This is a genomic window from Delftia tsuruhatensis NBRC 16741 (assembly GCF_001571325.1).
Classification (GTDB): Bacteria; Pseudomonadota; Gammaproteobacteria; order Burkholderiales; family Burkholderiaceae_C; genus Comamonas; species Comamonas tsuruhatensis.
In genome coordinates, this window is the sequence record NZ_BCTO01000010.1 from 356,110 (window position 1) to 369,604 (window position 13,495).

Sequence of the window (13,495 nt, forward strand, 5' to 3'; positions counted from 1 at the left end):
TGAAAAGGAATTTTTGGTGGGCCCTGAGTGATTCGAACACTCGACCAACGGATTAAGAGTCCGCTGCTCTACCAGCTGAGCTAAGAGCCCCAAAAACAAGTCTGCGCTGCAAACGAGACCGCAATTATGCGGCATTTTTGGCATGCTTGCAGGAAGACACGCCAATTTTTTGGTTCATGGCGCGATCTGGGCATGCGCGGCCTGCGTGACGTCGGGAACGTAGGCACAAAAAAAGGCGGCCGAAGCCGCCTTGCCTTGGTGTCTGCGCTTACATCAGCAGATGTTCGCCTGCGTTGTCACCGCCCAGGATCACGTAGTTGACCTTGCGGATGTCCATCAGCTTCTTGCCGCCCGAGTAGCTGATGGAACTTTGCACATCCTGCTCCATCTCGATCAGGGTGTCGGCCAGAAGTCCCTTGACGGGCTCGAGGATGCGCTTGCCTTCGACGTGCTTGTACTCGCCCTTGTTGAAGTCCGAGGCCGAGCCGTAGTACTCCTTGAAGCGCTGGCCGTTTTCCTCGACCGTCTGGCCCGGCGATTCCTCATGGCCCGCGAACAGCGAGCCGATCATCACCATGGTGGCGCCAAAGCGCACGCTCTTGGCGATGTCGCCGTGGCTGCGGATGCCGCCGTCGGCAATGATGGGCTTGGTGGCCACGCGCGCACACCACTTGAGCGCCGACAGCTGCCAGCCGCCCGTGCCGAAGCCCGTCTTGAGCTTGGTGATGCAGACCTTGCCGGGGCCGATGCCGACCTTGGTCGCGTCGGCGCCCCAGTTCTCCAGGTCGATCACGGCTTCGGGCGTGCCCACGTTGCCGGCGATCACGAAGGACTTGGGCAGCTTTTCCTTGAGGTAGCCGATCATGTTCTTCACGCTGTCGGCATGGCCGTGGGCGATGTCGATGGTGATGTATTCGGGGCACAGGCCTTCGGCGACGAAGCGGTCCACGGTGTCGTAGTCGGGCTTCTTGACGCCCAGCGAGATGGAGGCGAAGCAGCCCTTGCCCTGCATCTCGCGCACGAACTGCACGTTGTCCAGGTCAAAGCGGTGCATCACGTAGAAGTAGCCGTTGCGGGCCAGCCAGGTGCAGATGCTTTCATCCACCACCGTCTTCATGTTGGCCGGCACGGCCGGGATGCGGAAGGACCGACCGCCCAGCTCCACGCTGGCATCACACTCCGAGCGGCTTTCCACGCGGCACTTGCGCGGCAGCAGCAGGATGTTGTCGTAGTCGAAGATTTCCATTTGATTCCAAGCTCCATGAAAGGTCGCGGCAGGAACATCCCTCCGCGATGGGGCGCTTGGCTTGGAGGCCGGTCTTGCGGGCGGCGCGGGCGGGCCGCGTCGCCAGGGCGGCTGTGGCCCGGGCACAAAAAACCGGACCGCAAGAAACTTGGGCCCGGTGATTGATTCTATACGTTGCCGGCGGCGGGCCCGGGCGCCCTGTCGATATAGCGGTTATAGCAATGGCGTTATGGACCGGGAAGATGCGCTGCATGTGTCGAATGCGGGAAATGCAGCATGGCTTTCCCCGCAGGCCGGGGCGCTTCCTACAATGCCGGGATGTTCCCGATCGATCTGCTCGACGGCGCCTCCGGTGCCGCACCCGCCTCCAACTCCCCTTTGCTGGCCAACCTCAACGAGGAGCAGCTCGCTGCCGTCACGCTGCCGGCCGGCCATGCGCTGATCCTGGCCGGCGCCGGCTCGGGCAAGACGCGGGTGCTGACCACGCGCATCGCCTGGCTGCTGCAGACGGGCCAGGCCACGCCGGGCTCCATCCTGGCCGTGACCTTCACCAACAAGGCGGCCAAGGAAATGCTGGCGCGCCTGTCGACCATGCTGCCCTACAACGTGCGCGGCATGTGGATAGGCACCTTCCACGGCCTGTGCAACCGGCTGCTGCGTGCCCACCACCAGGCGGCAGGGCTGTCGTCCACCTTCCAGATCCTGGACACGCAGGACCAGCTGTCGGCCGTCAAGCGCCTGTGCAAGCAGTTCAACGTGGACGACGAGCGCTTCCCGCCCAAGCAGCTGCAGTACTTCATTGCCGGCTGCAAGGAAGAGGGCATGCGCCCCGGCGACGTGGTGGCCAATGACCCGGACACGCGCAAGAAGGTCGAGATCTACCAGCTCTACGAGGAGCAGTGCCAGCGCGAAGGCGTGGTCGATTTCGGCGAGCTGATGCTGCGCTCCTTCGAGCTGCTGCGCGACGACGCCGCGCTGCGCGCCCACTACCAGCGGCGCTTTCGCCACATCATGGTCGACGAGTTCCAGGACACGAACAAGCTGCAATACCAGTGGCTCAAGCAATTGGCGGGCGACGTGGTGGATGGCCGCCTGCATGCCCTGGGCAGCGTGATCGCCGTGGGCGACGACGACCAGAGCATCTACGCCTTTCGCGGTGCGCGCGTGGGCAACATGCAGGACTTTGTGCGCGAGTTCGATGTGCGCCAGCAGATCAAGCTGGAGCAGAACTACCGCTCCTACAGCAACATCCTGGACTGCGCCAACGCGCTCATCAGCCACAACAGCCAGCGCCTGGGCAAGAACCTGCGCACCACCCAGGGCCCGGGCGAGCCCGTGCGCATCTACGAGGCGCCCACCGACATGGCCGAGGCGCAGTGGATGGTCGAGGAAATCCAGCAGCTTGTGAAAAAGGACGGCTGGCAGCGCCAGGAAATCGCCGTGCTCTACCGCAGCAATGCGCAAAGCCGGGTGATCGAATCGCAGCTGTTCAATGCCGCCATTCCCTACCGCGTGTACGGCGGGCTGCGCTTTTTCGAGCGCGCCGAAATCAAGCATGCGCTGGCCTACCTGCGCCTGCTGGAGAACCCGCACGACGACACCAGCTTTTTGCGCGTGGTGAACTTCCCACCGCGCGGCATCGGCGCGCGCAGCGTGGAGACGCTGCAGGACGCGGCGCGCAGCGCGGGCTGCTCGCTGCACGATGCCGTCTCGGCGGTGCCGGGCGCGCCGGGCGCCAAGCTCGCAGGCTTTGTCGCCAAGATCGACGTGCTGCGCGAGCAGACCCAGGGCCGCACGCTGCGCGAGATCATCGAGGCCATCGAGGAAGAAAGCGGCCTGCTCGAGCACTACCGCAACGAAAAGGAAGGCGCCGACCGCATCGAGAACCTGCAGGAACTCGTGAACGCGGCCGAGAGCTTTGTCACCCAGGAAGGCTTTGGCCGCGATGCCGTGGCCCTGCCGCTGGACGAGCACGACGGCGCCAGGGCGCTGACGCAAAGCCCCGCCAGCCAGGGCCTGGACCCTGCGCTGCCGTTGCTGGACACGCCGCTCACGCCGCCGGCCGGCACCGTGGCCGGCATGGTCGATGCCGATACCGGCGAGACCCTGTCGCCGCTGGCCGCCTTCCTGACGCACGCGGCGCTGGAGGCTGGCGACAACCAGGCCCAGGCAGGCCAGGACGCCGTGCAGCTGATGACCGTGCATGCCTCCAAGGGCCTGGAGTTCGACGCCGTCTTCATCGGCGGCGTGGAGGAGGGCCTGTTCCCGCACGAGAACGCCATGATGGACCGGGGCGGCCTGGAGGAAGAACGCCGCCTGGCCTATGTGGCCATCACCCGCGCGCGCAAGCGCCTGTACCTGAGCCATTCGCAGACGCGCATGCTGCACGGGCAGACGCGCTACAACGTCAAGAGCCGCTTCTTCGACGAGCTGCCTGAAGAGGCGCTCAAGTGGATCACCCCCAAGCAGGGCGGCTTTGGCAGCTACGCGCCCCGCCCCGGTGGCGGCGGTGGTGGCGGCTATGGCTCACGCGATCGCGGCGGCTTCGGCAGCAAGGCCGAAGGCTGGCGCAGCGAGGTCTTCGCCAGCCCGCCCGTGCCGCCGCAAAAGGCCGACCCGGGCCACGGCCTGCGCGTGGGCCTGAACGTGTTCCACAACAAGTTCGGCGAAGGCAAGGTGCTGGCCCTGGAAGGCACGGGCGACGACGCGCGTGCCCAGGTCAGCTTTGGGCGCCACGGCACGAAGTGGCTGGCGCTGTCCATTGCCAAGCTCACGGTCGTGGAGTGAGGGCCGGGCCGTCGTGTCCGGCGGTCAGGGCTTGACTTCGAAGCTCAGCGTGGTGGTGTGGCGCACGTCGGTGTACTTCTTTCCGTCCAGCGTGACCGAGCCGTTGTCCACGCGCGCCGTCACCTCCAGCACGTACAGGCCCGGGAAGTAGGGCTTGAAGCTCACCGTGCCGTCCTGCGATGGCGTGAGCGTGCGGTACCAGCCCTCGCTGGTCTGCACATTGACCTGGCTGGCCGCGACCTTGCGGCCCTTGAACACCAGCTGGAACGTATCGCCGCCCGCCGTGGTGGGCACCAGCTCCAGGTCGTTCACGGCCTTGGTGTCGTTGCGGCCGAAACGGGCCTGGTAATAGGTCAGCACGCCATTGGCGCCGGGGCGCGTGGCGGCGATGCGCACATCGCCCTGGCCTGCGTCCGCGGTGAAATGATTGGCCTCGGCCTTCAGGGGAAGGCTCTTGCCGTCGGGCAGGACCTGCTTGGCGTCCTCCAGGGCCGGCAGCTGTTGCAGCGGCTTGCGCAGTTCTCCGGCATAGGCCCGGGCCTGTCCTGCGTCCTGCTGCAGCCAGAGATAGTCGGCATGCGCGGCCGGCACCGCCAGGGTGGCAGCGGCCGCCAGCCATGCGGAGGCCGTGCTGCGAAGGATGCGGGAAGCTGGGGTCATGGAGTCTCTCCTGTGGTGTGGCTCTGCGTGCGCCTGCCGGGCCTTGAGGGGCGTGATCCGGCGGGGCTGAAGATGGTGCGATGGCGGGCTAGCGACGCCGCAATGCATCAGAAATTATAGCGACCAGGTGAGAATGACTCTTGTTTTGCACGCCAGGAGTCGGGTTCATGACATCCATGCAGTTGCGGCGCAGGCATGCAAAAAGGCCATGGAAATCCATGGCCTTCTTGTTGTGGCGCCACGCGCCGCAGGGCGGCGGGGCGTTGTGGCGGCGGTCAGGCCGACAGCTTGGGCTGGGAAGCGGTGCCGGTCAGGTAGCCGACGGCGGCGCCGAACTTGCCGCGATAGTTGGTGCTGATCAGCGGGTCCAGCGTGGACTTGACCACGTTGTGGATGCTGCCCCAGTCACCGGCGTGCTGGAAGTTGCTCATGATGTAGGTCCAGCCGTTGATCTCGTCCACGGCGTGCAGGCCCGTGGATTCGCCGCCTGCGGGAATCGACATCAGGCGCGACAGCTGCTTGGTGTCGATGTTGTAGGCCCACAGGAAGTTGTTGACGTGCTGGCCGCTGTCCTCGCCGATGAACAGGGTGCGCATCTTCTCCGAGAACTTGAGGTTGTCGGGGTTGCAGATCTTGTTCGGGTTGCCGGTGTTGCCCAGCGCGTCGGCGCTGATGTCCTCGCCGGCCAGCAGGGCCTTGGTGTCCACGGGCATCCACTCGCTGTTGATGGCGGCGCCGGCCGTGTCCTTCTGGCCACCGCGCAGGTTCAGTGCCATCACGGCGCCGGCCTTGAGCTGCTTGGGGATGGACACGCCATTGCCTGCCACGTTCAGCGCATCGCCGGCCACCATGGACTTTTCGCAGTTCTGCAGGGCCGAGTAGGCCACCTTGTCCTTGGCGTTGACGGTCGTGCCTTCCATCTTGGTGAAGCCCATGCTTGCGCCCTTGAAGGCGGCGTAGCGGTGGGTTTCCAGGAAGGCGGCGGCCTTTTCCATGCCGGGGTTGATCTTGATCCACTCCACCTTGCCGTTGGCGGTGATCTTGGTGTAGCTGGCGTCGCCCGGATCGGTCTTGGCCACGGTCATGATGTCCGTGGGCTTGAGCGTGTTGGCCAACTGCTCGATCTCGGCGCTGGTGGCCGAGCCCAGCTTGATCCAGGTCAGCGCGGCGGCGCTGCCCGATGCGGGGTCGATGGAAAAGCCCGCACCCACCTTGGCCACGTACAGCGAACCCGAGGACAGGTCCTTTTCCTTGTCGGCCACGAAGACGAAGTAGCCGCTGTTGGTGGCGTCGTCGCCCATCAGCGCCGTGCGCTGGTCGGGCATGACCTGGACCAGCTCGTGCGAGATGCGGCCCATGCAGAAATGCTTCTTGATGCTGGCCGTGCCGTCCACGTTGACCGTCACTTCGGGCATGTGGCCGTAGTGGTAGGGGTTGGCCTTGGTCTGGTCGCCATACAGGTTCTGGCTGAAGGCCTGCAACTGCGCATTGCCGGTGGCGAAGGCGTCGGGCTCGTACTCTTCGCTGGACAGATGGGTGCCCCAGGGCGACAGGCTGGCGCCGCAGGTGATCCACAGGCCGTGCACCTTGGAGGTGTCCACGTTGTGGTACTTGACCAGGCTGAGCTTGCCCGTGGTCTGGTCCTGGTCCAGCGTCAGCACGGCGATGGGCGAGGGCAGCTTGCCGTACATGTCGGTCTTGCCATCCTGCGCCCAGGTCGTGTATTCGAACTGCACCACGGCGAACACGGGCTTGCCCTTGACGCCATCCACCTTGGCATTGGGCACGGTCAGCAGCGAGGTGCCGTCGGGCGCATCGGAGAAGAAGTGGCGCTCGCTGCCGGCCACGGTGCGGTCGATGATCTTGTTGTTGTTGATGTCGTAGTAGCCGCCGGCCAGGATCTTGCCGCCCTTGCCGTCCGGCACTTCGTCGCCGGTCACGAAGAAGGGCTGGTAGCCCAGGTCGAAGCTCTGCTCGCTGTTGTCGCTGTACTGCACCTTGAGCTGCGAGGCCACGGTCATCCGGGCCATGGCCTGGGGGTTGGCCAGCGTGGGCGCGGCCATGGAGGTGAAGCTGGCCGCCACATAGTTCTTCGCGGGACCGTCATCGCCACCGCCGCAGGCGGTCAGCAGGCCGGCGGCGGACACGGCGGAGCCGAGCGGCAGCAGGGGGGCGCCGGTCAGGAATTGCAGCGCCTTGCGGCGGGAGAGCATCGTGGATTGGGACATGGGGCTTCCGTTGTGGGGTTGTCTGCATCAGCCCATCGGGGGCGGGATGGGCCGGGATGCCGCTGCGCACTCGCTGGCTATGCATCCGCACGGCATGCTAGGCAGGCACTGTGACAAAGCGATGGCATCCGTATGACACAACAGTGACTGCGTCATGTGGACGCCCAGGTGGCCGCTGGCACGACAGAGAAACGGCAAAGAAAAAGCCCCTCGAAAGGGGCCTGGTGATCTGGTGCCGTGCAGGCGTCAGCCGGACAGTCCGGGCGGCTGCGGCGGTTCGGTGCCGATGGCGTCGCTGCCATCGCTTTCATCGGGCGCCGCAAAGCAGTCACGGAAGGTGAAGACGATGGAGGTGAAGAACATGGCGGCCAGCAGCATGGCCGTGGCAATCATCAGGCCGTTGGCAATGCCGCCCAGCACCTGGGCCAGCACGGCCGAGATCAGTGCCATCACGATGCCGGCCACGATGAACACGCCCATCCAGCTCAGGCCGAAGACCACCAGTGCGCCGATGTTGCGCACGCACGCCACCAGGCTGAAGAACACGGCCTTGACCGGCGGCACGTTGTGCCAGTGCACCAGGCCCGGCGCATGCCAGAACAGCAGCGAAAGCGGCAGGTACAGGCCCATGCTCAGCCACATGGCGGCCTGGAAGTCGGGCGATTCGGCGATCTCGCGCGTCAGCGGCTCGCCGCCCAGGTAGACATTGGCGAACTGGCCATCGTCCACCAGCATGGACAGGCCCATGATCAGCAAGAAGCCTGCCGCATACATGGCGCCCAGCGTGAGCATGGAATTCAGGCGCTGGCGCCCGGTGCGAAAGGCCACCAGCAGCAGGGCCGGCGTGGGCGCGCGCCCGTGCGAGGCTTCGGCCGCCGCCACCATCATGGCCAGCGATGTGGCCGGCAGCAGGCCCAGCGCGATCACGGGGCCGATCAGCGGCAGCACCGTGACCAGCGACATGGCCGCCATCGACAGAAAGAACAGTGCCGCCAGCGCCAGCGGCTGCTGGCGGAAGGTGCGGATGCCCTGCTGCACCCATTGCAGGCCGGTACGGGCGGGAACGATGAGAAGTTTCATGGGGTGAGGAAGTCGGGGCGCCTGGATGGGGCATGGCCTCTGGCATGGGCCGCGCCGCTGGCGCCCGAACGGGGACTGTACCCGAGGAAGCGCGGCCCGTGGACCGCAAAGCCCTCCGGCAGCCGCGTCGTGGCCGGCCTGGGACGTCAGTCCAGCGCCACGGGGCGGGCCAGGCGCTGGCGCAGCACGCGCTCGAAATGCGTGGGATCGTGGGGAACGAGCATGGAGGCCTCGCGCGGCAGGTGGAAATCCCACAGGCGGGAGATCCAAAAGCGCAGCGCGCCCGCGCGCAGCATGGGGTTGAACAGTTCTCGCTCGGCGGCGGTCAGGGGGCGCACGGACTGGTAGGCATCGATCATGGCCTTGGCCTTGGCCGCGTCATGGGCGCCTGTGGCGTGTTCGATGCACCAGTCGTTGAGGCACACCGCCAAGTCGAACAGCCAGCTGTCCACGCCTGCGAAGTAGAAATCGAAGAAGCCGGTCAGGCGCTCGCCCTCGAACATCACGTTGTCGCGGAACAGGTCGGCATGCACGGGGCCGCGCGGCAGGGCCGCATAGGCGGGCGAGGCGGCCACATGGTTCTGGAAGGCCAGTTCGGAGCGCAGCAGGTCGGCGGTGGGTGCGTCGATGTGCGGGATCACCGTGGGCACGGTCTCGTTCCACCAGGGCAGGCCGCGCAGATTGGGCTGCTGGCGATCGTAGTCTCGGCCGGCCAGGTGCATGCGCGCCAGCATCTCGCCCACGGCGGCGCAGTGTGCGGGCTGGGGGGTCAGCTCGCTCCTGCCGGGAAGGCGGTTGACGATGGAGGCGGGCTTGCCGCACACGCGCAGCAGGATGTCGCCGCTGCGCGTCTCGGCCTGAGGGTCGGGCACGGGAATGCCGGCCTGCGCCAGATGCTTCATCAGGTACAGGTAGAAGGGCAGTTGCTCGGCCGTCAGGCGCTCGAACAGCGTCAGCACCCACTCGCCCTGCTCGGTGGTGAGAAAGTAGTTGGTGTTCTCTATGCCGCCCTGGATGCCGCGCAGCTCCTTGAAGGAACCCAGGGACATGCGGCGCAGCAGCTCGCGCGCATCTTTGTCGGAGACTTCGGTGAAAACGGCCATGTTTGCATTGCCGGCCAGCGCGGCTCGGCGGAAATCGTTGTCGTCAGATATGGAAAGAGGGCAGCGCCGTCAGGTGCTGCCCCCTGGGATGCCGCCGGGCCCGGGGCCCGGACAGTCCGGTGAGGATCAGAACTTCTTGAGGTTCCAGACGCGCGTGCCGTTGGTGCCGTCGCCATCGCCGCGGTTGCGGGAGGAGCGGGCGCCGTCGTTGGACTGCACCTCATAGGAGGGCATGTCGCCGACCTTGGGCTGCACGGTGATGCTTCGGGTCTGGCCGCCCACGCGCAGTTCGTCAACGCGGCTGCCTTCGTCTTCCACATGGATGCGTTCCACGCGCTGGTTGCTTCGGTCGCGGGCCTCGGGCCTGGCCGTGTCCGGCGCGGTCTGCCCGGCGGTCGCCGCCGCGGGGGCGGTGGAGGCAGCCGGGGCAGGCGTGGGGTTCTGGGCCAGCACGGGGCTGGCGGCCAGGCTCAGGAGGATGAGAAGTGGAGCGGCGCGCATGGGCTCCATTGTAGGTCTTGCGGCGGGCCCTGTCCCGCCCTGTCCCCCTGCCGGCGCGTGCACAATCGGCGCATGAGCAATTCCAAGACCCTGGTGCTGATCGACGGCTCCAGCTACCTCTACCGCGCCTACCACGCCATGCCGGATCTGCGCGCCGAGCCCGGCAACCCGGAAAGCCCCGCCACGGGCGCCATCCGCGGCATGATCAACATGCTCCAGGCGATCCGCAAGGAAGTGGCGGCCGACTACGCGGTCTGCGTGTTCGACGCCAGCGGCCCCACCTTCCGCGATGCGCTCTATCCCGAATACAAGGCGCACCGCTCGCCCATGCCCGACGATCTGCGCTCGCAGATCGAGCCCATCCACGAAGTGGTCCGCCTGATGGGCTGGCCCGTGCTGGCCATCCAGGGCGTGGAGGCCGACGACGTGATCGGCACCCTGGCCAAGACGGCCGCCGCCCAGGGCGTGAACGTGGTCATCTCCAGTGGAGACAAGGACCTGTCCCAGCTGGTGGATCCCCACATCATGGTGATGGACACCATGAGCGGCAAGCGCCGCGACGTGGCCGGCGTGACGGCCGAGTTCGGCGTGCCGCCTGCGCAGATGATCGACTACCAGGCGCTGGTCGGCGATGCCGTGGACAACGTGCCCGGCGTTGCCAAGGTCGGCCCCAAGACGGCCGTCAAGTGGCTGGCCGAGCACGGCTCGCTCGACGGCCTGATCGCTGCGGCCGACGGCATCAAGGGCGTGGCTGGCCAGAACCTGCGCGATGCCATCGCCTCGGGCCAGCTGGCACTGAGCCGCCAGCTGGTCACCATGAAGACCGACTGCGACCTGAGCGCCGAAGTGCCCACCCTGCCCGTGCTCGACGCGCTGGCGCCGCGCGAGCCCGATACCGCGCCGCTGCGCGAGTTCTATGAGCGCTACGGCTTCAAGGGGCTGGCACGCATGCTCGGCGGTGCCGCGCCCGAGCCCGATGCGCTGCAAGCCGTCAAGGCCGGCCGCAAGCCAGCGGCCAAGCCGCGTGCCGACCAGTCCACGGGCGACATGTTTGCCCAGGAGCAGGCCGAATCCGACGACGCCACCGCCGAGGCCGAGACCGCCCAGCAGCGTGCGCTGGACTACGACGTGGTGCTGACCTGGGAAGCGTTCGACCAGTGGCTGGCCAAGATCAACGCCGCCGAACTCACGGCCCTGGATACCGAAACCACCTCGCTGGACGAGATGCGTGCCGAGATCGTCGGCATCTCGCTGAGCGTGGAGCCCGGCGCCGCTGCCTACATCCCCCTGCGCCATGCCGGCCCCGACGCGCCCGAGCAACTGCCGGCCGACGAAGTGCTGCAGCGCCTCAAGCCCTGGCTGGAGGATGCGGCCCGGCCCAAGCTGGGCCAGCACGTCAAGTACGACCGCCATGTCTTCGCCAATGCCGGCATCGAGGTGCACGGCTATGTGCACGACACCATGCTGCAAAGCTATGTGCTGGAAGTGCACCGCCCGCATGGCCTGGCCAGCCTGGCGCTGCGCCACACCAACCGCACGGGCATCAGCTACGAAGACCTGTGCGGCAAGGGCGCCCACCAGATTCCCTTTGCCCAGGTGCCCGTGGACAAGGCTGCCGCCTACGCCTGCGAGGATGCGGACCAGACCCTGGACGTCCACCGCGTGCTGTGGCCGCAGCTGCAGGCGCACGACGGCCTGCGCGGCATCTACGAGCTGGAGATCGCCACCAGCGAGGCCCTGTTTCGCATAGAGCGCAACGGCGTGCTCATCGATGCCGCCACGCTGGCCAGGCAGAGCAACGATCTGGGCCAGCGCATCGTGCAGTTGGAGCAGGAGGCCTACGACATCGCGGGCCAGCCCTTCAACCTGGCCAGCCCCAAGCAGCTGGGCGAAATCTTTTTCGACAAGCTGGGCATGCCCGTGGTCAAGAAGACGGCCACCGGCGCACGCAGCACCGACGAAGAGGTGCTGGAGAAGTTGGCCGAGGACTATCCGCTGCCCGCCAAGCTGCTGGAACACCGCAGCCTGTCCAAGCTCAAGGGCACCTATACCGACAAGCTGGCCCAGCTGGCGCTGCCGCGCACGGGCCGGGTGCACACGCACTACGCCCAGGCCGTGGCCGTGACGGGGCGCCTGTCCAGCAACGACCCCAACCTGCAGAACATCCCCATCCGCACGCCCGAAGGCCGGCGCGTGCGCGAGGCCTTCATTGCCGCGCCCGGCCATGTGATCGCCAGCGCCGACTACTCGCAGATCGAGCTGCGCATCATGGCCCACCTGTCGGGCGACGAGTCGCTGCTGCGCGCCTTCCACGAAGGCCGCGACGTGCACCGGGCCACGGCATCGGAAGTCTTCAACGTGGAGCTGGAGCAGGTCAGCAGCGAGCAGCGCCGTTATGCCAAGGTCATCAACTTCGGGCTGATCTACGGCATGAGCAGCTTTGGCCTGGCCAAGAACCTGGGCATAGAGACCAAGGCTGCCGCCGCCTACATCGACCGCTATTTCCAGCGCTATCCGGGCGTCAAGCGCTACATGGACGAGACGGTGGAATTCGCGCGCGACCACGGCTACGTGGAAACCGTCTTCGGCCGCCGCCTGTACCTGGTGGACATCAACGGCGGCAGCGGCCCGCGCAAGAAGGCGGCCGAACGGCAGGCCATCAACGCGCCCATGCAGGGCACGGCGGCCGACCTGATCAAGAAGGCCATGGTGGCGGTGCAGGCCGAGCTCGATGCCAGGCAGTCCGAGGTCCGCGTCATCATGCAGGTGCACGACGAACTGGTGTTCGAGCTGCCCGAAGGCGAGTCGGACTGGGTGCGCACCGAGATCCCGCGCCTGATGGCCGGCGTGGCGGAACTGAAGGTTCCCTTGCTCGCCGAAGTGGGCGTCGGCCCCAACTGGGACAAGGCACATTGAGCTTCACGCGCGCATCGTAGACTTGGCCGGTTCTCAACCACCACCAAGGAGAGATGCATGCGTGACGATCAGCAGCAAGACCTGAAGGCCCTGGTTCCGGGGCGCAGCAGCGAAGAGGGGCCCACGCGGCGCCTGGCATTGCAGACGGCCCTGGGCCTGGGCTATGCCGCCGCGGCCACGCCGCTGATGGCGCAGACCGCCATCTCCACGCCGGCCGACGGCCTGACGGCCGGCGAGGTGCATTTCACCGTGAACGGCTTCAAGGTGCCGGCCTACCGCGCCGCGCCCGCCGGCAAGAAGAATGTGCCCGTGGTGCTGGTGATCTCCGAGATCTTCGGCGTGCACGAATACATTGCCGACACCTGCCGCCGCCTGGCGCGTGCCGGCTACCTGGCCATCGCCCCCGATCTGTATGCGCGCCAGGGCGACCCCAAGACCTATACCGAGATCGCCAAGCTCATGAGCGAGCTGGTCTCCAAGGTGCCCGACGAACAGGTCATGGCCGACCTGGACGGCGCCGTGCAATGGGCGGGCACGCAGGGCGGCGATACGGCGCGCGTGGCCATCACGGGCTTTTGCTGGGGCGGGCGCATCACCTGGCTGTATGCGGCCCATGGCCCGGTCAAGGCCGGCGTGGCCTGGTACGGCCGGCTGGAAGGCGCCAAGACCGCGCTGCAGCCACGCCATCCGCTGGAGCTGGTCTCCAGCCTCAAGGCGCCGGTGCTGGGCCTGTATGGCGGGCAGGACACGGGCATTCCGCTGGAATCCGTGGAGCGCATGCGCGAAGCGCTCAAGCAGGGCTCGGCAGCGGCCAAGGCCTCGGAGTTTGTGATCTACCCGGAGGCGCCACACGCCTTCCATGCCGACTACCGGCCCAGCTACCGCGAGCAGGCTGCGCGCGACGGTTGGCAAAAAATGCTGGCCTGGTTCAATAAGCATGGGGTGACCCCCTGAGCGGCTGCGCCGCTTCCCCC

General features: G+C 66.8%; 9 protein-coding genes and 1 tRNA gene. 3 read left to right on the forward strand and 7 right to left on the reverse strand.

Annotation, left to right across the window (positions count from 1 at the left end; translation table 11 throughout):
- Positions 1 to 14: 14 nt before the first annotated feature.
- Both DTS01S_RS04695 and DTS01S_RS04700 read right to left on the reverse strand, forming a co-directional pair.
- A tRNA-Lys gene (locus DTS01S_RS04695) sits at positions 15 to 90 on the reverse strand.
- A gap of 178 nt (positions 91 to 268) precedes the next feature.
- Positions 269 to 1,246, reverse strand: a complete 978-nt coding sequence (locus tag DTS01S_RS04700; protein WP_016445795.1) for a GMP reductase — start codon at positions 1,244 to 1,246, stop codon at positions 269 to 271.
- Between the two features lie 318 nt (positions 1,247 to 1,564).
- Between DTS01S_RS04700 and DTS01S_RS04705 the strand changes: the two genes are divergently transcribed.
- Positions 1,565 to 4,033, forward strand: a complete 2,469-nt coding sequence (locus tag DTS01S_RS04705; RefSeq protein ID WP_061287391.1) for a UvrD-helicase domain-containing protein — start codon at positions 1,565 to 1,567, stop codon at positions 4,031 to 4,033.
- Between the two features lie 24 nt (positions 4,034 to 4,057).
- Here DTS01S_RS04705 and DTS01S_RS04710 read toward each other — a convergent pair whose 3' ends face one another.
- The 5 genes from DTS01S_RS04710 to DTS01S_RS04730 form a co-directional block, all read right to left on the reverse strand.
- Positions 4,058 to 4,693, reverse strand: a complete 636-nt coding sequence (locus DTS01S_RS04710; RefSeq protein WP_016445797.1) for a hypothetical protein — start codon at positions 4,691 to 4,693, stop codon at positions 4,058 to 4,060.
- Between the two features lie 275 nt (positions 4,694 to 4,968).
- Positions 4,969 to 6,921 (reverse strand): PhoX family protein, encoded by a 1,953-nt coding sequence (locus tag DTS01S_RS04715; RefSeq protein WP_047326594.1) that lies wholly within the window; start codon positions 6,919 to 6,921, stop codon positions 4,969 to 4,971.
- A 246-nt stretch (positions 6,922 to 7,167) separates the two neighbouring features.
- Positions 7,168 to 8,001 (reverse strand): BPSS1780 family membrane protein, encoded by an 834-nt coding sequence (locus DTS01S_RS04720; protein WP_016445799.1) that lies wholly within the window; start codon positions 7,999 to 8,001, stop codon positions 7,168 to 7,170.
- Between the two features lie 146 nt (positions 8,002 to 8,147).
- Positions 8,148 to 9,104, reverse strand: a complete 957-nt coding sequence (locus DTS01S_RS04725) for a homoserine kinase (protein WP_061287392.1) — start codon at positions 9,102 to 9,104, stop codon at positions 8,148 to 8,150.
- A gap of 126 nt (positions 9,105 to 9,230) precedes the next feature.
- Positions 9,231 to 9,605: a hypothetical protein gene (locus DTS01S_RS04730; protein ID WP_016451118.1), complete on the reverse strand. Its 375-nt coding sequence runs from the start codon at positions 9,603 to 9,605 to the stop codon at positions 9,231 to 9,233.
- 72 nt (positions 9,606 to 9,677) lie between these two features.
- Here DTS01S_RS04730 and polA point away from each other — a divergent pair, with 72 nt between their 5' ends.
- The gene (gene polA / locus DTS01S_RS04735; RefSeq protein ID WP_016451119.1) at positions 9,678 to 12,521 is read left to right on the forward strand and encodes a DNA polymerase I; all 2,844 of its coding nucleotides are present in this window, start codon (positions 9,678 to 9,680) and stop codon (positions 12,519 to 12,521) included.
- A 57-nt stretch (positions 12,522 to 12,578) separates the two neighbouring features.
- Positions 12,579 to 13,475, forward strand: coding sequence for a dienelactone hydrolase family protein (locus tag DTS01S_RS04740; RefSeq protein WP_016451120.1), 897 nt, complete (start codon positions 12,579 to 12,581; stop codon positions 13,473 to 13,475).
- Positions 13,476 to 13,495: the final 20 nt, after the last annotated feature.

Excerpts from the sequence above, each read along its gene's own strand:
- DTS01S_RS04700 (WP_016445795.1), bottom strand. The coding sequence starts at position 1,246 with ATGGAAATCTTCGACTACGACAACATCCTGCTGCTGCCGCGCAAGTGC.
- DTS01S_RS04705 (WP_061287391.1), top strand. The coding sequence starts at position 1,565 with ATGTTCCCGATCGATCTGCTCGACGGCGCCTCCGGTGCCGCACCCGCC.
- DTS01S_RS04710 (WP_016445797.1), bottom strand. The coding sequence starts at position 4,693 with ATGACCCCAGCTTCCCGCATCCTTCGCAGCACGGCCTCCGCATGGCTG.
- DTS01S_RS04715 (WP_047326594.1), bottom strand. The coding sequence starts at position 6,921 with ATGTCCCAATCCACGATGCTCTCCCGCCGCAAGGCGCTGCAATTCCTG.
- DTS01S_RS04720 (WP_016445799.1), bottom strand. The coding sequence starts at position 8,001 with ATGAAACTTCTCATCGTTCCCGCCCGTACCGGCCTGCAATGGGTGCAG.
- DTS01S_RS04725 (WP_061287392.1), bottom strand. The coding sequence starts at position 9,104 with ATGGCCGTTTTCACCGAAGTCTCCGACAAAGATGCGCGCGAGCTGCTG.
- DTS01S_RS04730 (WP_016451118.1), bottom strand. The coding sequence starts at position 9,605 with ATGCGCGCCGCTCCACTTCTCATCCTCCTGAGCCTGGCCGCCAGCCCC.
- polA (WP_016451119.1), top strand. The coding sequence starts at position 9,678 with ATGAGCAATTCCAAGACCCTGGTGCTGATCGACGGCTCCAGCTACCTC.
- DTS01S_RS04740 (WP_016451120.1), top strand. The coding sequence starts at position 12,579 with ATGCGTGACGATCAGCAGCAAGACCTGAAGGCCCTGGTTCCGGGGCGC.